The 17,094-nt window shown below is 65.7% G+C and carries 15 protein-coding genes and 1 tRNA gene; 10 read left to right on the plus strand and 6 right to left on the minus strand.

The window, feature by feature from the left end:
• Nucleotides 1–237 precede the first annotated feature (237 nt).
• The 5 genes from AQJ54_RS04430 to AQJ54_RS04450 form a co-directional block, all read right to left on the minus strand.
• On the minus strand, nt 238–960 hold the full coding sequence (locus tag AQJ54_RS04430; protein WP_062234046.1) for a M48 family metallopeptidase: 723 nt from the start codon (nt 958–960) through the stop codon (nt 238–240).
• Nucleotides 947–4,066: a type I restriction endonuclease subunit R gene (locus AQJ54_RS04435; protein WP_062234049.1), complete on the minus strand. Its 3,120-nt coding sequence runs from the start codon at nt 4,064–4,066 to the stop codon at nt 947–949. The genes AQJ54_RS04430 and AQJ54_RS04435 overlap by 14 nt, the downstream gene beginning before the upstream one ends.
• Nucleotides 4,063–5,295 carry a restriction endonuclease subunit S gene (locus AQJ54_RS46330; RefSeq protein WP_079069734.1) on the minus strand — a complete coding sequence of 411 codons (1,233 nt, stop codon included), beginning with the start codon at nt 5,293–5,295 and terminating at the stop codon, nt 4,063–4,065. The genes AQJ54_RS04435 and AQJ54_RS46330 overlap by 4 nt, the downstream gene beginning before the upstream one ends.
• Nucleotides 5,292–7,736 (minus strand): type I restriction-modification system subunit M, encoded by a 2,445-nt coding sequence (locus tag AQJ54_RS04445; protein WP_062234053.1) that lies wholly within the window; start codon nt 7,734–7,736, stop codon nt 5,292–5,294. The genes AQJ54_RS46330 and AQJ54_RS04445 overlap by 4 nt, the downstream gene beginning before the upstream one ends.
• Before the next feature lie 655 nt (nt 7,737–8,391).
• A complete protein-coding gene (locus AQJ54_RS04450) occupies nt 8,392–9,132 on the minus strand; it encodes a GntR family transcriptional regulator (RefSeq protein ID WP_062234057.1) in 741 nt (246 codons plus the stop codon).
• A gap of 203 nt (nt 9,133–9,335) precedes the next feature.
• Between AQJ54_RS04450 and AQJ54_RS04455 the strand changes: the two genes are divergently transcribed.
• The 8 genes from AQJ54_RS04455 to AQJ54_RS04490 all read left to right on the plus strand — a co-directional run bounded on the left by AQJ54_RS04455 (nt 9,336) and on the right by AQJ54_RS04490 (nt 14,857).
• Nucleotides 9,336–9,683, plus strand: coding sequence for an SCO3933 family regulatory protein (locus AQJ54_RS04455; RefSeq protein ID WP_062234060.1), 348 nt, complete (start codon nt 9,336–9,338; stop codon nt 9,681–9,683).
• The gene (locus tag AQJ54_RS04460) at nt 9,683–11,005 is read left to right on the plus strand and encodes an FtsK/SpoIIIE domain-containing protein (protein WP_062234916.1); all 1,323 of its coding nucleotides are present in this window, start codon (nt 9,683–9,685) and stop codon (nt 11,003–11,005) included. Before AQJ54_RS04455 ends, AQJ54_RS04460 begins: the two co-directional genes overlap by 1 nt.
• A 12-nt stretch (nt 11,006–11,017) precedes the next feature.
• Nucleotides 11,018–11,212, plus strand: a complete 195-nt coding sequence (locus AQJ54_RS04465) for a hypothetical protein (protein WP_062234062.1) — start codon at nt 11,018–11,020, stop codon at nt 11,210–11,212.
• A gap of 32 nt (nt 11,213–11,244) precedes the next feature.
• Nucleotides 11,245–11,535: a hypothetical protein gene (locus tag AQJ54_RS04470; RefSeq protein ID WP_062234065.1), complete on the plus strand. Its 291-nt coding sequence runs from the start codon at nt 11,245–11,247 to the stop codon at nt 11,533–11,535.
• Nucleotides 11,536–11,639: 104 nt separating this feature from the next.
• Nucleotides 11,640–11,900 (plus strand): hypothetical protein, encoded by a 261-nt coding sequence (locus tag AQJ54_RS04475; protein ID WP_062234068.1) that lies wholly within the window; start codon nt 11,640–11,642, stop codon nt 11,898–11,900.
• Nucleotides 11,897–13,270 carry a replication initiator gene (locus tag AQJ54_RS04480; RefSeq protein ID WP_062234071.1) on the plus strand — a complete coding sequence of 458 codons (1,374 nt, stop codon included), beginning with the start codon at nt 11,897–11,899 and terminating at the stop codon, nt 13,268–13,270. The genes AQJ54_RS04475 and AQJ54_RS04480 overlap by 4 nt, the downstream gene beginning before the upstream one ends.
• Nucleotides 13,260–13,472, plus strand: a complete 213-nt coding sequence (locus AQJ54_RS04485; RefSeq protein WP_062234074.1) for a helix-turn-helix transcriptional regulator — start codon at nt 13,260–13,262, stop codon at nt 13,470–13,472. Before AQJ54_RS04480 ends, AQJ54_RS04485 begins: the two co-directional genes overlap by 11 nt.
• Nucleotides 13,469–14,857, plus strand: coding sequence for a tyrosine-type recombinase/integrase (locus AQJ54_RS04490; RefSeq protein ID WP_062234077.1), 1,389 nt, complete (start codon nt 13,469–13,471; stop codon nt 14,855–14,857). The genes AQJ54_RS04485 and AQJ54_RS04490 overlap by 4 nt, the downstream gene beginning before the upstream one ends.
• 262 nt (nt 14,858–15,119) lie before the next feature.
• Here the strand turns inward: AQJ54_RS04490 and AQJ54_RS04495 are convergent.
• Nucleotides 15,120–15,191, minus strand: a tRNA-Arg gene (locus AQJ54_RS04495).
• Between the two features lie 184 nt (nt 15,192–15,375).
• On the opposite strand from AQJ54_RS04495, the gene AQJ54_RS04500 reads away from it, so the two are divergent.
• Nucleotides 15,376–15,816, plus strand: a complete 441-nt coding sequence (locus AQJ54_RS04500; protein ID WP_062027106.1) for a response regulator — start codon at nt 15,376–15,378, stop codon at nt 15,814–15,816.
• 183 nt (nt 15,817–15,999) lie between these two features.
• The coding region (locus tag AQJ54_RS04505; protein WP_248845298.1) for a hypothetical protein at nt 16,000–17,094 on the plus strand (1,095 nt) is incomplete at its 3' end.

A 17,094-nucleotide genomic window follows, 5' to 3' on the forward strand; every position in this document is an offset into this window, starting at 1 on the left:
GGCGGCCTCGCACGGCCCCAGGGACGGCCCGGCCCAACATGTTCATTCGGGGGCGACATTGCCCAGCGAACGTCCGGGTTCTGATAAGACAAGCCACCTCTGAAGCCACGCTCACGGTATCGGAGCGCATTCCGGCGCCGGCTGCGTCAGCACCCGAAGGTGCAGCTGAATGATTTAAGCGACCAGGTACGCCTGGCGCTCGTCGTCACGGGCGTCTCCCTGTTCGAACCTCTCGACTTACGCCCAGTCCTCATCCGCCAGGGGTGCCTCGTTCAGTTCGTCACGTCGGGCCCGCCAGTCGGGCAGGAACTGGTCCATCAGGGAGACAAAACGCTCACCGTGCCCGCGTTCCAGCAGGTGAATCAGCTCGTGCACGACAACGTACTCCAGGCACCGGGGGTTCTTCTTGGCGAGCTCGAGGTTGAGCCAGATGGTGCGCGCATCGGTGACGCACGAGCCCCACTTCGTCTTCATGCGACGTACGACGAATCTTTCGGCTTCGACACCGATGACTGGTTCCCATTTCGCGAGCAGATCGGGCACCGCTGCCTTGAGCTGACGGCGGTACCAACGATCCAAGGCTGCTTTGCGCGTGTCTGGATCGGATCCTTTCGGCGTGACTACCCAGAGCGTATTGCCCCTAGGGGCAACGCTGTAGTTGCCGCTCGTACGCGAGGCATCTAGGCGGTAGCGCTGCCCCCAGACGTAGTGGGTCTCTCCGGAAAGCATCTCGCGCTTGGTCTGTCGCGCAGCATTCTGGAGTTGCTCGCGCTGGCGTTTGATCCAGGGGAGCCGCTGCACGACTGCGAGCCGGATGGTGTCCTCGTCTGTGCGGTCGGGCGCTGCCACTCGCACGCGGCCGACTGGTGGGTAGACCGAGATGTGCAGGTGCTTGATGTTCTTGTAGACGACGTCGACGCCAAGGCCTGCGATTGTCAGGGAGGCGCTAGCGGTACTCATCATGTTCCTTGAGCTGAGCGATGAGTTGCCTGATCATCTGGCCGTCAATGGTGTCGGGAAGCACCCGGTGAAGCGCCCGAGCCAACGCCCGTTCCTTTATGGGGCTGCTTGCCCAGCCGTGTTCCTTAACGCTCTGGATGATGCCGTGGACGTTCTCAAGATTGATCTCGATTTCGGACGGCCATGCGAAATCGACGAGCGCACGACGAGCGGGCGTACTCGCCCAGTCCGGATACGTGACGCCGGGCTCCGACTCGCCTTTCCCGACCTTCTCCGCATGCTCAAGGAGTTTGGCGAGGTAGTCGGCGTAATCGATCGCCTCTTCGCGTCGCTGCTCTATGATGGCATCGAGCAGCTGCGACATACGATCGTAATACTTCGGGTTCATGGCCCGCTCGTCGACGATTGTCTTGCGCACGTTGTTGATGATTGTCTCAGCGACTGCCTCGGGGGTGCCCTTGATTCGCCCAGGAAGAGTGTCGATGGCCGCGGCTCCACGCTCGACGATCAGCTGGACGAGACCCTTGTCGAAAGTGGCCACATGCTCGACCGGGTCTGCCTGGATATAGGTGTCCAGGAGCGAGCGCATGCCCGCCTCGAACTGCTTAATGTCGATGTTCTCGCCGGCGCCGACCTCAACCTCGTTCTTCACGGCGACGTAGTGGGCGACACCGTCCTTGATTGCCTTGGCTTCAGCGGCACTGTAGCCAGCGCGTTCCATGTCATTGGCGAGTGCCCCGTAGGTTCGGACGAGAGCTGCCACGGACTTGTAGAGCTCCACGCGCTTGGGCTCGTTGGCCTTGATCTTGTCGGCGTCACCAGGAACGGCCGAGACGAAGTAGTGCTGGTACTCGAGCGTGCCCTTGGGCGGGGCAACAGGCTCACAGAGCGCTCGGACCTTCTCCAAGGCTTCGTCGAGGTCCTCGCGTTCCTGGTGGATGCGGTCTTCGAGCAGGCCCTCGATGTCTTCCTCGGCGTACCCGTCGAGCGCTTCGGAGGTGTAGTCGGTAATGGCCTTGTCAAGGGAATTGAAGAGGTCGCGGTAGTCGATGACGTAGCCGTAGGTCTTATCGTCGCCATCCAGCCGGTTGACACGGCAGATGGCCTGGAACAGGCCATGGTCGCGCATCTTCTTGTCGATGTAGAGATAGGAGGCGCTCGGGGCGTCGAAGCCGGTGAGCAGTTTATCGACGACGATGAGCAGCCGCATCTGGCCGGGCTCTTCGACGAAGCGACGCTTGACGTCCTTCTCAAATTCATCAATCCGCAGCACTGCATTGTCGGCCGGCTCGTCGAAGTAGTCGGCCAGCATCTGCCTATAGATGCCGTACTTGCGGAGCGCCTCGTTGTCACCCTCACCGGCGTCTTCCTTGGAGATCGCGGTGGCGCTGGGTACGTAGCTGGAGACGATGGCGACCTTGCCCGTGAAGCCTGCCTGCACGAAGAGCTCGTAGAACTTGCAAGCCTGGTACACGCTGTCGCCGATCAGCATGGCGTTGCCGCGGCCGGAGATCAGGCGCGGCTCGCGCTCGAAGTCCATGAGGATGTCCTGCACGAGCATCTCGGCACGGGACTTGGCCGAGACAACCTTTTGCATCGTGCCCCACTTTTTCTTGAGGCGCGCTTTGGAAAGATCTGTGAGGCCCTTGGTTTTGAGGTCAAACCACTTATCGACCTGGGCAGCCCCCTTGAGCTCCTGGTCGACGTTGCGGGCTTCGTAGCGAAGGTCTAGCACGACGCCGTCGCGGACGGCCTCATCGAACCTGTAGGTATGGATAAACGAACCGAAGGTCTCAATGCTTGTTGTCTTATCGGCCTTGAGTAGCGGCGTACCCGTGAACCCAATGAACATTGCCCCCGGGAGGAGCTGCTTCATGGCGTGGTGCATCTTGCCGCTCTGGGTTCGGTGCGCCTCATCAACGAAAACGAATAGGTTTCCTTTGGCTCTGAAATCGGCGGGGATTGTCGCGCTCAGTTCCTTAATGAAGTCGTCAGCATCAGAGTCACGCGTTGAGTCGTCGTCCGAACCACGGAACTTATGAACCAGCGAGCACATGAGCCATGGGAGGCTCTGATTGAGGAGAGTGATCATCTCCGCACCGGAGCGCGAGCGGGTGATCTTCTCGTTGACGCCGCCAAACACCTTCTCGATCTGCTCGTCGAGCTCCGTGCGGTCAGTGATGATGAGTACGCGGGGGTCGGTCTGATTCTCTTGAATCCACTTCGCAAGCCAGACCATGGTCAGGCTCTTGCCCGAGCCTTGGGTGTGCCAGATGATGCCACCCTCGCGGGAGCGGATACGCTCCTGCGCTGCCTTGATGCCGAAGAACTGGTTGTGACGAGCGATCTTCTTCACGCCAGAGTCGAAGACGATGAAGTCATGAACGAGTTCTAGGAATCGTTCCTTGGAGCACATCTGAATGAGTGAGCGGTCGAGCGGGTTCGGCTCCTCCCCCGCCTCTTTCCACTCCAGCCAATACTTCTCCGGCGTCTCGATGACGCCGTAGCGCAGGCCCTCCACATCGTTACCGGCGAACAACAGCTGTACCGTCGTGAAGAACGGCCGCACGAAGTGTTGCTTCTGGTTGCCGATGTTCTGGCGGATGCCCTCGCCAGCACTGACGTATGAGCGCTTCAGCTCGATCACGCCGAGGGCGATGCCGTTGATGTAGAGCACGATGTCGGGACGCTTGGTGTGCTGACCCCTGATCGTGACTTCTTCAGCGACGAGGAAGTGATTCGCGTCCGGCTTACGCCAGTCGATGAGCCAGACGGTCTCGAAGTTCTGGCCGACATCGCGCTTGACCTTCACGCCGTAGCGCAACAGGTCGTAGACTTTACGATTGCTGTCGTACAGCGACTGGCCGGCACCGAGTGAGCTAGCGGTCAGCAGCTGCTGAATGGCCCGCCCGACAATCTCCTCGTCATAGATCGGCTCTCCGTCAGTACCTCGGCGCGCCAATAGGATTTGACGAAGCAGTGCCTCGTCAATGTTGGTGTTGTCCTGGTCCTCAAGATTGCCGCCGTATTCATACTTCAGGCGGTCCCGAAACAGTGCAACGACGCGGTTCTGAGTCACTCGTTCGTTCTGCCCAACGGCGCTCATGAGGCGGCCTCCAAAGGCAGGCGGGTTCGGCCAGTGAGCAACTCCTGCATCATGCCGATCTTGACAGCTTGAGCGGAATCGAGACGACGCTCAAGCGCAGCAAGTTCGGCATCTACATCCGCCAGGACTGCGACGACCGCTGCTTGCTCATCTGTACTCGGAACGAGCACCCTGACCCGCCCCAAGGACCCGCCGTTGGTGAGTGCTCGCGTCGTGTACGACGCCGTGGCGATCACCTGCTTACGCACGGAGGGAAGCTGGAATTGATAGGCAAGGAAGGTGGTGTTAACCGGTGCAATGGGGCGGCCTCGAAGTACGAACCCGCTGAACACTGCGTTGGGGATGTCGTCTACGAGAACCCCCGCCGTGCCGATCTCCTCGACGCTTTCTGACGTCCGAGTGAAAAACATGTCGCCGCGCCGCGCCGCGAACCGGCCGATCTCCTCCCGGCTCAAACTGACGAGCCCCGTAACCCGCGCGGCAGTAATAACAGGCGATCGCATCACGTCCATGAAGTTGACGATGGGGGTTCCATGGCCGAAGAACTGGCTCGCTTTGTTCAGGCCGTTCTTGAACTCCAAGAGGTCTGACACAAGCAGTTCCTTCCACGGATCGCTGAAGCCCGGGAGGCGGGTGCGACCGGTGAAAATCTCCTGCATCAAGCCCTGCTTGATGTCGCGCTTCTTCGCGATCAGCGCCTCAAGGGCCCAAATGTATTCGTCCGCGTCCTTCAGCGCTCCAGCGATCGCTGACTGCTCGATGTGTCCCGGAACTACCAGCGGAAACGGGACCAATTTCTCTAGGTTGAGGTTGGCCTGTGCATTCTGGGTGGCAATGGATTCGAGCTGCTTCTTCTTCGCGGCAAGTGCATACTGCAACCAGTCCTGATTCACGCCGAAATGCGGGCGGAGCGCGACGAGACTGTCAGGGCAAGCGCACGCGAAATCAGCGGTTCCCATATCTCCGACGTTTGCGGCGATCGTCATGAACAGCGTGCGAGCGGGAAAGAGTTTACTCACCCGCAGCCCATGCTCATTGAGTGTCTGTGAATATGACCGAATTACGCCATGGCCATTTCGAACGTCGCCGGTCTGGATGAACGGAAAGGGCCCACCGAAGTACCTCGGATCGTTCCTGGGTCGAGCACTGAACTTGCCACGTTCCAGGTCAGCGAGTTTTCCAAGTGTGATCACCGCCCATCCCTGTGGAACTCGAATATCGGCGCTCACTTCAGCCCCATCCTCTGGAGATGCATTGCAACACGGCTTGCCAGACTAGCGAGAGAGGCGTCGAGCTCATTCAGGGCTGACTCGTATCGCTTTGACAATACGCGTACCCGCTCGACGAGCGCTTGGCCGAGGTCCGTAACCTCGGTATCAATCCGGGTACGGAGCGTTCCACCCCACTTTTGATCCACGACCAGCGACTGGATGTCGCCAGTCGTGAGCTTCGGGTACTGCGCAAGGGCGAGCTGGTCGAGCTTGGCAGTTGCCTCCTTGACCGCCTTTTTGGCAGCAGCCTCCGCCTCGTAGAGCTTGATCACGTGCTGAAGTGCCTGGAGTTCATCGGGCTCAGCGCCCTCATCCTTCGCCGCTCGAAGTCGAGCCGTCGCCAGGGCCTTGGTGATCTTGTTGTCCTCGATAGCTTCCCAGAGTAGGCCGCCCTCGACGGCGTGCTCTTCGGTGTACTCCTCGACCGCTTGTGACGCGACCTCCTGCTCGGCGATGAGCGCATCGAGCTCGGTCTTTTCGTTCGGGAAGAATCGCGCGATTACGTACTCGGGCGGGATGAGGTCCATGACCCAGCGCTTGGCGTTCGCACGGGTTCCGGTGACGATGTGAGCGTCCTCGTACTTAGTCTTGTTGTTCTTGTCCTTCCAGCTACGGGCCAGTCGAGGCTTCGCTGCGTCCTCCCAGCCCGAGCTGACGATGAGCGCGACGTCGTCGTGCATGGAAGCGTTCCAGTAGCTCATCAGCTGCTCGTACACGCCGTACTCGTCAATCAGTGGGCGCGGACGGAAGGCGTCGAGGAGGGCCTCCGAGACGTCATGGATCAAGTCGTTGGGGCGGGTCGCGCTGGTGATGCCCGCTAGCGTCTCGCGCTGGTCGGCCCACCAGCTGGTCACCGTGTCGGCAGTCCCCTGCGCAAAGGCCTGGTACTCGGTCGAGCTGGTGACCTTGCCGTGGATGTCCGCTTTGTCAACGGTCAGTTCCGAGTAGCCGTCGCGGAGCGGCTTGAAGAGCTCGACCCGCAGGCTCGGGAACGCGTCCCAGTACGGCTGCAGGGCGTCGAGGTCCCGGTTTGGGATGCCTCCCTGTAGGTGGGCGTGCAGGTCCTGGATGTCCTCGGGCTCGGAGCTGTCGATGTAGCGCGGGATGTTGAGGTTGTAGTCGTTCTTGGGGTCGGAGATCTCGCTCAGCGGCACCATGCGCGAGTAGCGGTCGATCTGCTTCTGGTTGACGAAGGCGTCGACGATCTTGTGCATGTCACGCGGGCGGAGGCGGTTCTTCGCCCCGTCCTTCTCGAAGCCCTTCGAGGCATCGATCATGAAGATCCCGGTTCGCGACTGGGCATCCTTCTTGTCGAGGACGAGGAGACAGGCCGGGATGCTGGTGCCGTAGAAGAGGTTCGCCGGCAGGCCGATGACTGCCATGATTAGCCCCCGCTTGATCAACTCGGCCCTGATGGTGGCCTCGGTGTTGCCACGGAAGAGGACGCCGTGCGGAAGGACGACCACGCCCTTGCCGGTCGACTTGAGCGACTTGACCATGTGTAGCAAGAAGGCGTAGTCACCGTTCTTGTCCGGCGGCCAGGCATACCCGTCGAAGCGGCCATAGTCCTTCTCGAACCCGTTCTTCCATGTCTTCACCGAGAACGGCGGGTTAGCGACCAGGTAGTCGAAGGTCTCGAGCTTGTCGCCTGGTCGGAACTTGGGGTCAGAGAGGGTGTTGCCCTGGACGATCTCGTGGGTCTCATTGCCGTGCAGGATCATGTTCATCCGGGCGAGCGCCCAGGTGGCGTTGTCGTTCTCCTGGCCATAGATGGTCAGGCCGTTCGGAGCGGCGTCGGCAACCTTGATCAGCAAGGAGCCCGATCCACAGGTCGGGTCGTAGACCGTCGTCGCTTTCGGGGTGTCGGCAGGGATTTGCAGGAGCTGCGCCATGACGCGCGAGACCTCGGCCGGCGTGTAGAACTGCCCCTTGCTCTTGCCGGACTGTGTCGCAAAGTGACGCATTAGGTACTCGTACGCGTCACCGAGAAGATCGTCTCCCTCGGCCTTCGAGCCGGAGAAGTCCATGTCCTGGAAAATGCCGATGAGGTTGGAGACCGTGTCCTGAAGGTCCTTGCCCGAGCCAAGCTTGGTTGGGTCATCGAAGTCGGCGTTGTTGATGACGCCCTGGAGGTCGTTGGCCTCGGCGAGCTTTCGGATCGCGACGTTGACCTTCTCGCCGACGTCGGATTTGCCCTTGAGCGTGATCAGATAGTCGAAGGACCCGTCCTCAGGGACCTCGATGAGCGCGTACGGGTCGGCCTTGGCCTTGTCCGAGACATACTTCACGAAGAGCAGCGTCAAGACGTAGTCCTTGTACTGGCTCGCGTCCATCGAGCCACGAAGCTCGTCAGCGCTGCTCCAGAGGGAGCTGTACAGGTCGGACTTCTTGAGTGCCACGCCACACCATCCGTTGTGCCATCAGCCAGCCATCCGACTCTATCGGTGTGAAGTGATGCCCACGGCCAAGTGGTCGTGCGAGTTAGCCCCGATTCATGCATCGGCGTGTCGGACGGAGCTATCCCCACCGATCGTACGATGAGTGCTCTTTTCGTGTTTTGGGTTGATTTTTCTAACATTCGGCCGACCTCCTACTTGCCGAGCTCACCCCTGGGCACTGGCCGCAAGCCGCATACAGGAGTGGGGTGTTCCCCGTCGGTCGGGCAAGCTCTGCTCGCACCCGGGTTCTTCGAGGGGGGCCAAGGCTCACGGCGTGACCCATTGGCCTTGGCCCCCCTCGAAGGTTCCGGGTACGCCCACCGGATGGCTGGCCGGCGGGGAACACCCCGCGACCCACCTACCGAGCCCACCCCGGTGAAGAGCGCACACGATCGGGCCGCCCCCACTTCCCCGGAGAGAGGGCCGGGGTTTGGGGCAGAGCCCCAAGGAAGGACCGGAACCAGGAGCTCACAGCTGCGCTGTATCACCTCGTAGCGGCGTCGGTGGCTGGGCGGGCAGGAGCGTGACGGAGGCAGGAGCGGCGGGCGGCGCAGCTCGGCGAGCGAAGCGAGCCGCCTTGATTACGTGAAGAAATTCTGAGCCAACCGAGGGTCGGCTACAGCCTGAACGACAGCTCCAACTCGTCGCCCGGAAGGTGGAACTCCTCCAGGGCCAAGGGCTTGTCGGTCTGCGTGAGTGTCACGCGCAGGACGTGCAGGAGGGGGACCCCGTCTGCCAGGCGGAGGGCTTGGGCCTGGTCCGGTAGGGGCATGCGGGTGCGGACATACTCCGTGAAGTGGAGTTCGTGCCCCAGGTCGGCAAGCGCGGCGTAGAGCTCTGGCGCCGGCGGTGGGGCCTCCTCCTCGTACTTGGAGTCGATGAGCACCGAGAACGGCACGTACGTGCGGTGGAGTTGGCGGAGACGGCCGTTGTCTGCCGTCTGTAGAGCGTCGTACGTGAACATCGGCTCGCCCGGAGGGATACGCAGTAGGTCCGCCAGGGCCATCGGAGCATCCGTGCGGGTGGCGACCGGGGGCTCGGCGTCGGCCCAGCGGATACCGTCGGCCTCGATGTAGCGGCCGTCGGAGGCTCGGCGTACGCCGCGCGGGCGTGTGAGACCTGGGCGGCTGTGGGGGGAACGGGCGAAGGTGCCGCGGCCCATGATGGCCTCGACGAGACCTGACGCCCGTAGCTCAGCGAGGCCCTGACGGACTGTGGGACGCGTCACGCCGAACTGCTTCGCCAACGCTTCCTCGGACGGAAGCGGTTGGCCGGCCGGGAAGGTGCCGTCCAAGATGCCATCGCGCAGGTAGTCGGCGATCTGCCGGTACTTCGGCTGCGTGTCCTTCGGTGGCATGTGGGCCCTCCGTGGCCGTTGCTTCTGCGGCTGTGCGTTGGCGTAGACGACTCGTCTACGAGCGTGAACAGCTTCCCCCATCGCTAGACGGTTGACAACCCGTACTACGGGTTGTCACTCTGGTTTGCGTCACCCGTACTACGGGTGGTCTAGCAACCCGGAGGGTCGGCCTCCGGGTGCCCAGTGATGAGGAGAGACGAAAAGTGGCAAGCCTTCCGATCGACACCGCGAAATACACGGGGATCATCTGCGCCGTTCCCCCGGCTCCGCGGGTCGCCAACCGTGAGACCGGTCAGCTCCGCGTGGACCGCGAGACCGGTAAGACCATGTACCAAGTCGGCCTCTGCCTGATGGCAGGGTCGTCGGCCGACGTCGTGAACGTGAGCGTGGCCGGTGAGCCGGCCGGTGTGCAGCTCGGCATGCCGGTAGCCGTGCGCGACTTGGTCGCGACGCCGTGGGAGAACGAGGGGCGGCACGGGATCGCGTTCCGCGCAGCGGAGATCCGGCCCCTGAACGCTCCCGCTCCGGCGGGCAAGGGGGCTACTCAGTGATGAATCTGGCCTCCTCCACCACTTCGGCCGGTGCGACCGGACCGAGTTGGGTTCTGGTGGCGGCCGCAGTGCTGGTGTCGGGCCTGCTTCTCGCGGGCCCGGCCCTGCGCCGCCGCTACCCCGTCGCCTGGTGGCTGTTACTCGGCTTCCCGGTCGTGGCCTTCCGGGTCATGCAGACCTGGCGGCCCTTGATGGCGGGCTGTGGGCTCGCCGTGAGTCGGCGGCCGGCTCTGACGGTCGTGGCCGGGCTTGTCGGCAACGGTGCGCCTCCACCGCAGCCGCGCGTACCGCGTCGCGGTCTCATACGCCCGACCTCCGGCGGCTTCGTGCTGCTGGTACGGCTGTTGCCGGGCCAGGTGCCGGAGGACTTCGTCAAGGCTGCGCCTGCTATGGCCGAGGACTGGCAGGTTCACGCGGTGCGGGTGACCTCCTGGAAGCCCGGAGTCGTACGGATCGTCGCGTCGGCGTCCGACCCACTGGCTGCTCCTCGGGCTCCTAGGCAGCGGGGGTCTGGTCATCTGCTTCGGGTGGCTGTGGGTGTGCTGGAGACCGGTGCCGCCTGGGTGGTCGACCTGCGGCGCGTGCCGCACTGGCTGATCGTGGGAGCCACGCGTTCCGGCAAGTCGACGCTGATCAACGCGCTCGTGGCGGGCCTGGCTCCGCAGCCCGTTGCCCTGGTCGGTATCGACTGCAAGGGCGGTATGGAACTGTCCCTCTACGAACCGCGGTTGTCCGCCCTCGCCACCAACCGTGAACAGGCGGTCCGGCTGCTGGCCGCACTCGTGGACCTGACCCTCGACCGGATGAGCGTGTGCCGGGCGGCGCGCGTCCGTAACGTCTGGGGTCTGCCGGAGAAGGAACGCCCGGTCCCCGTCGTCGTAATCGTCGACGAGATCGCGGAACTGTTCCTCGTCGCGAGCCGGAGCGAGAAGGACGAAGCACACGCGGCCGGTACGGCACTCATCCGGCTGGCCCAACTCGGGGCGGCACTCGGCGTGTTCCTCCTCGTCGCCGGCCAACGCGTCGGCTCCGACCTGGGGCCCGGCGTCACCGCTCTCCGGGCACAGCTCGGCGGCCGGGTCTGCCATCGCGTGGCCGACCCCGGGACAGCCGAAATGGCGCTCGGCGACCTCAACCCCGACGCGCTCAAGGCTGCACAGGCCATCACCCCGGAACAGGCCGGTACGGCCGTCCTCGCCTCCGGCGACGGATGGGAACGCGCTCGGTCGCACCTGATCACGGAGGCGGAGGCGGAAGCCGTCGCCGCCGAGTACGCGCACCTGACTCCCGTCCTGTCCGAACTGCACGTCGAAGCGCCGTGAAAGGGGCCTGCCGTGCTGGTGTCCATGTCCGCCGTTCTGCTGCTCGGCCTGCTGATCTGGTTCCTCCTGCGCATCCGCTACCTGCGGTGGGTCGACGCGCTGCTCTGCGGAGCCTTCGGCTTCCTGCTCTCCAAGACCGTGGCCGCGCCGTTCGCTCAGGCCTTCCTCGACGGCGTGAACGGCTTCCTCGGCCAACTCCGCTTCTGAACCGACCCGCTGACCCGAGAAGGGGACATCCCGTGTCCGACTACGTCATCCGCTCCGGTGACCGCGCCGCGTTCCTGGCCGGTCTGCGGGAGCTGGTCGACTTCCTGACCGCCAACCCTGCGGTCGTCGTACCGCGCCGTGCATCCGTCGCCGTCCTAGTCGACGCATCCGACTCCGCCGGCCGCCGAGAGGGAGTGGAGTCCGTCGCCGCTCCGCTCGGCGTGCTGACGGAGGACCTCGGCCGTGGCTACTTCGACGCGCGCCGCGAATTCGGACCGATCGCGTACGTCGTCGTCGCGATTCCGCCCGAGGAGCGGCAGTGATCGCCCGTACGACGGGCTCCCGACGGGGCGCGAAGTCGCCAAACCCGACCCCGTCAGGAACCCACTCCATCCGCCACATGAGCAGTGAAAGGAGCACTCACACTTTGTCCACCGCGCATCATTCGCGCAAATCCCCGCTGACCGACTGCGACCTCAGGCAGCGCGACGCGGAGGTCTCGACCTGTGCCGGACGGGAACAGGTCGTCCTCGTCGGGCTCGACGACACCGAGCAGCACCTGTGTCCCGCGCACGCTGCGGCGCTCTGGCTCACGGACCCGACGCTCCGCTTCAGCGCCAAGACCAGGCCGGAGGGCATCTCGGCCGTGATGGCGCACGCGTTCGGCGGCGGGGGTGGTCGCCGATGACCACGACCCTCGTACCGGGCGGCGCAGCCGCTCTGGTCGCCAGGGCCTCGGAACGGGAGTTCGCTGCCTGGCGCCGGAATATCGTCCGCCTCGGTGGCTGCACCAACCCGATTCACCTCGTCGGCACGGCGACCGTCTTCGACACGACTACGGGCGCGGCCCTGCTCTCGTACGGGTCGGACGTCTACGGCGGTCGCCTGCTTACTGCATGCGGTAACCGGCGGGCGACAGTCTGCCGGGCCTGCTCGGCGCTGTATCGGGCGGACACGTATCAACTCGTACGAGCTGGCCTCGTCGGCGGCAAGAACGTCCCGGAGGCGGTGAGCGGGTACCCGCGCGTGTTCGCCACGCTCACCGCTCCCGGCTTCGGCCCGGTCCACACGCGCCGCGAGCACGATGGGCGCGTACGGGCCTGTCGTCCCCGTCGGCCGGGGGAGTGCTGCCCGCACGGTCGGCCGACCGGATGCCGTGCCCGCCACTCAGCGGACGACCCCCGCCTCGGCGAACCGCTCTGCCCGCGATGCTACGACTACGCGGGCGCGGTCCTCTGGCACGCGTTCGCCGGTCGGCTCTGGCACCGGTTCGGGCTGGAGCTGCGGCGGGAGGTGGCGCGGCAAGTCGGGCTGTCACGTGAGGAGTTCGGGGAAGTCGCCCGAGTCTCGTACGCAAAGGTCGCCGAGTACCAGCGGCGCGGCCTGGTCCACTTCCATGGCGTGATCCGCCTCGACGGGCCGGACGGGCCCGACTCGTCTCCGCCGGGCTGGGCCACTGTGGCGCTCCTCATGGACGCCGTACGGACGGTAGTCGGTCGTGTGCAGTTGAATGCTCCGGGCGCGGACGTCATCGGTCCGCGGGTGCTCCGCTTCGGCACGCAGATCGATGTACGACCGGTCACCTCGCATGGACGCCATGCGGAGGAGCGGCCGGCCTCCGCGGCGTCTGTGGCTGGCTACATCGCCAAGTACGCCACCAAGGGCGCGGAGTCCGCCGGCGCGGTGGACGGCCGGATCTACCACGCGCGGGACATGGTTATGCTGCCCTTGCGCGCGCACGTGCTACGCATGATCGGCACGTGCTGGTGGCTCGGCGGCCTGCCTGAGTTCGAGCCGCTCGGGCTGCGCCGGTGGGCTCACATGCTCGGGTACGGCGGCCACTTCTCCACCAAGTCGCGCCGTTACTCGACCACGCTGACTGCCCTTCGGGAGGCCCGTGCCGAGCATCGCGCGGAGGAACAGCGGGCCTCTCTCGGCCTGGCTGACGTCCCGACCGTCACGGTCGGCCAATGGCGCTATGCGGGGCGCGGCTACTCGCCGGAGGCGGCTCTCCTGGCTGCCTCCGTTCGGGAGGGCGGTGGTCGTCATGACGCGTGAGAACCGTGGTCGGGCCGTTGAGCTGCTCACGGTGCGGCAGGTACTCGACGAACTGGGCGGGATCTCCCGACGCACCTTCTACCGCTGGCGGGAACTGCGCATCGCCCCCGCCTGCATCCGCCTGCCGAACGGGGAGCTCCGGGTTCGGCGGGACGTGCTGAACGACTGGTTGGAGGACCGGGCAGAGAGGGCGGCGTCGTGAAGTCGTACAAGGTCTCCGTCTGGAAGATCTCGGTCAACAAGACCACCAAGAAACTGACCTACCTCGTGCGCTGGGTTGTCGATGGTCAGCCGTTCAGCGAGTCGTACAAGACCAAGGCGCTGGCCGACCGCTTCCGCGCCAAGCTGGTGCGGGCGCTCGACAAGGGTGAGCCGTTCGACACCGTCACCGGTCTGCCCGACTCGCTGCGTGGCGGCAAAGCTGCCTTGTCGTTCCTCGACCTGGCGGTGAAGTACGTGGATGCCCGTTGGGCGGAGGCGTCGGCCAAGCAGCGGGACAGCATGACGGACGCGTTGGCGACGGTCGTCCCCGTCCTTGTGAAGCCGGGACGTGGGCGGCCCGCTCCCGAGGTTCTCCGTCGGGCGCTGCGGTCGTACGTCCTGCCCGTCCCCCGTAGGGAGCGGGAGCGGCCGGAGGAGATTGACGCGGCGGTGCGCTGGATCGAGAAGGCGTCGCTTCCGATGGGAGAGCTGCAAGAGATCGCCCGTGTGCATGAGCTGATCGATGCGCTGGGGCGGAGGCTGGACGGGAAGCCCGCGGCGACCCAGACGTACCGGCGACGGCGAGCCGTGGTCTTCAACGCACTTGAGTTCGCGGTTGAGCTCGAACACCTGCCCTCCAACCCGCTGAGCCGAGTTCGGCGCAAGCGGGGGAAGCGGGCTGTGCAGGAGGTCGACCGCCGAGTGGTGGTCAATCCTCGGCAGGCTCGGGAGCTCCTGACCGCGCTCACGTACGTGGGCGGCTACGACCGAGCGAGCGGCCGGCGCCTGCGGGCGTTCTTCGCGTGCCTGTACTACGCGGCCATGCGACCGGGGGAGGCGCTGGGGCTTCGGCGTTCCGACTGCACCCTTCCGGCGTCGGGTTGGGGCCGTATCGAATTGGCGGAGACTCGTCCCACGGCAGGTAAGGCGTGGACCGACTCCGGCGAGGCTCACGATCGGCGCGGACTGAAGCAGCGGGCCCATGGTGAGGTGCGCATCGTGCCGGTACCGCCTCCATTGGTGCGGCTGCTCCGCGAGCACTTGAAGGAGTTCGGTACGGCGAAGGACGGGCGGCTGTTCTTCAGCGAGCGGGGCAACGTGATCGCCGCCTCGTCGTACTCGCGGGCGTGGAAACAGGCCCGGGAATTGGCCCTGGTCCCCGATCAGGTCTCCTCGGTCCTGGCCTTCCGGCCCTACGACCTCCGCCATGCGGGCGTCTCCCAGTGGCTCAACTCCGGTGTTCCGGCACCGGAGGTCGCCGCTCGCGCCGGCCACTCGGTGGACGTCCTTCTGAAGATCTACGCCAAGTGCATTGACGGCCAGGAGAAGGAGATGAACGACCGGATCATGCAGGGCCTGGGGGAGGGGGACGATCTCATGGACTGACACGACCACATGACCTATGAACGGGAGCCCCCGGCCGCCTCCGGTCCGGGGCTCCGGTCCGTCCACAGGTGGTCCACAGGGCTACGCTCAGAGGTCCACGGAACGCCTTCTGACCTGCCGCGAAGCCCTTTAAGATCAACACGCCATTACAACGTGATCACTGGCAAACGGCTGCTTTCGGCGGCATCCCCCTGCACATACGCGAAGACCCCGGCCTCAGCGTTTCCGCTGGTGACGGGGTCTTTGGGCACCTTATACAGGGTGCCCCCGGCAGGATTCGAACCTGCGCACACGGCTCCGGAGGCCGTTGCTCTATCCCCTGAGCTACGGGGGCGTGTCGGGTGTGAGGTGGTGGCTCGCGGCGACGGGTAGAACACTACCAGCTTCGTCGGGGTGATCAGGAACGGGTTTCCTGGGAGCGCGGGCTCCCGCGGGTGGAAGTGGGGAAAAGCCGGACGCGGTGGCCGGTCCGCACCTACTCTCGAGTTGTGCCAGGCGCGTCGGGTCGGGTGCTTGTTGTGGACGACAACAAGGTCATCCGGCAGTTGATCAGGGTCAATCTCGAGCTGGAGGGTCTCGAGGTCGTGACCGCGGCCGACGGCGTCGAGTGTCTGGATGTCGTTCACCAGGTGCAGCCCGATGTCGTGACCCTCGATGTGGTCATGCCTCGACTGGACGGTCTGCGGACCGCCGCGCAGCTGCGCTCCGACCCCCGCACCGCCCACCTTCCCCTCGCCATCGTCAGCGCCTGTACCCAGCACGAGGTCGACAGCGGTCTCGACGTCGGCGTCGACGCCTTCCTCGCCAAGCCCTTCGAGCCCGCCGAACTCGTCCGGCTGGTAAGGCAGTTGATGGAAGGCGCGGAGCGAGCGCGCACCGAGCAGGGGGACGGCGGTTCCCTTGTCGGGCCCGTCCTCGGGGGTGGCGACGCCGAGCGCGTCCGTCAGCACGGCGGCTGAGGAGCTGCGCGAGGGCACACGCGCCGCGCCCCGGGGTTCTTCCGTATCCCCGGCCCCCGGCCCCCGGCACCCACCCGTGGTCCCTCGCCCCCGGCACCCACCCGCGCCCCCCGCCGTCCACATGCCGGAACCCCGCCCAATCCCGCTCGCCTACCCACCCCCCTCCTCCCATACGCTGGTCCCGTGACCCCCGTCGAGCTCTCCCGTACCGTGCTGCGCGCGGTGCGTCGTGCTGTCGATGACGGGGAACTGGACGTGGGCGTGCCGGCCGCGGTGAAGGTGACGCCTCCCGGGCCCGGTGGCTGTGGTGACTACGCCACCAGCCTCGCCCTTCAGCTCGCCGGTCCCGCCGGGCAGCCGCCGCTTCGGGTCGCCGAGATTCTGCGCACGCGTCTCCTCCACAGCGACGGCATCGGCGATGTCGTCGTCACCGGGCCCGGGTTCCTCAACATCAGCCTTCAGGGGGAGGGGAGCCAGGCCGCCCTCGTCCGGGAGATCCTCGAGGCCGGGGAGCGGTACGGGCACGTCGAACGGCCCACCGGGCAGCTCGTTCAGCTGCACGCGCCCCACGAGGTCCGCGCCGTCGTCGTCATGGACGCCCTCGCCCGCGTCCTGCGCTCCCAGGGCGCCCTCGTCCGCACCAGCTGCGCGAGCCGTCCCGAGCCCGATTGGGCACAGGCCCTCGGCGCCCACGTCGATGCCCACGGCCCCCTCGAAGCTCCTGTCCGCCGCGACGCCCACGGCACCCCCGAAGTCCCGGCCCCCGTCGGCGCCCACGGCCTCCAAGGAGCTCCCGCCGGCCCCGACGCCCACCGCATCCAAGGAGCCCCCGCCCGCCTCGACGCCCACGGCACCCCCGAAGCCCCAGCCCCCGTCGACGCCCACGGCCCCCAAGGAGCCCCCACCCGCCCCGGCGCCCCCAACGCCCACGGCACCCCCGACACCCCCACCCCCCTCCACATCACCCTGCGCCCCGTCCCCGCCACCCCCGACCCCACCCCCCTCGGCCGTGACGCCGCCCGCTGGGCCCTGCTCCACCCGGCCGCCCACGACCGCCCCCGCGTCACCGCCGACCACCTGGTCCAGCGCGAGAGCAACCCCCTCTTCCGCGTCCGTTACGCCCACGCCCGCACCCGGGCCCTCAGTCGCAACGCCGCCGACCTGGGCTTCCACGCCGAGCCCGGCCCTCTGGAAACACCGGCCCCCGGCATCCCGGCACGGGACACCCGCACCCAACCCCCCACCGCCCACCCTCCGACCCCCCTCCTCACCACCCCC

Origin of the sequence: Streptomyces griseorubiginosus (assembly GCF_001514195.1) — a bacterium.
Taxonomy (GTDB): domain Bacteria; phylum Actinomycetota; class Actinomycetes; order Streptomycetales; family Streptomycetaceae; genus Streptomyces; species Streptomyces griseorubiginosus.

Excerpts from the sequence above, each read along its gene's own strand:
- AQJ54_RS04485 (WP_062234074.1), top strand. The coding sequence starts at position 13,260 with ATGACGCGTGAGAACCGTGGTCGGGCCGTTGAGCTGCTCACGGTGCGG.
- AQJ54_RS04450 (WP_062234057.1), bottom strand. The coding sequence starts at position 9,132 with ATGCCACCGAAGGACACGCAGCCGAAGTACCGGCAGATCGCCGACTAC.
- AQJ54_RS04430 (WP_062234046.1), bottom strand. The coding sequence starts at position 960 with ATGAGTACCGCTAGCGCCTCCCTGACAATCGCAGGCCTTGGCGTCGAC.
- AQJ54_RS04480 (WP_062234071.1), top strand. The coding sequence starts at position 11,897 with ATGACCACGACCCTCGTACCGGGCGGCGCAGCCGCTCTGGTCGCCAGG.
- AQJ54_RS04460 (WP_062234916.1), top strand. The coding sequence starts at position 9,683 with ATGAATCTGGCCTCCTCCACCACTTCGGCCGGTGCGACCGGACCGAGT.
- AQJ54_RS04435 (WP_062234049.1), bottom strand. The coding sequence starts at position 4,066 with ATGAGCGCCGTTGGGCAGAACGAACGAGTGACTCAGAACCGCGTCGTT.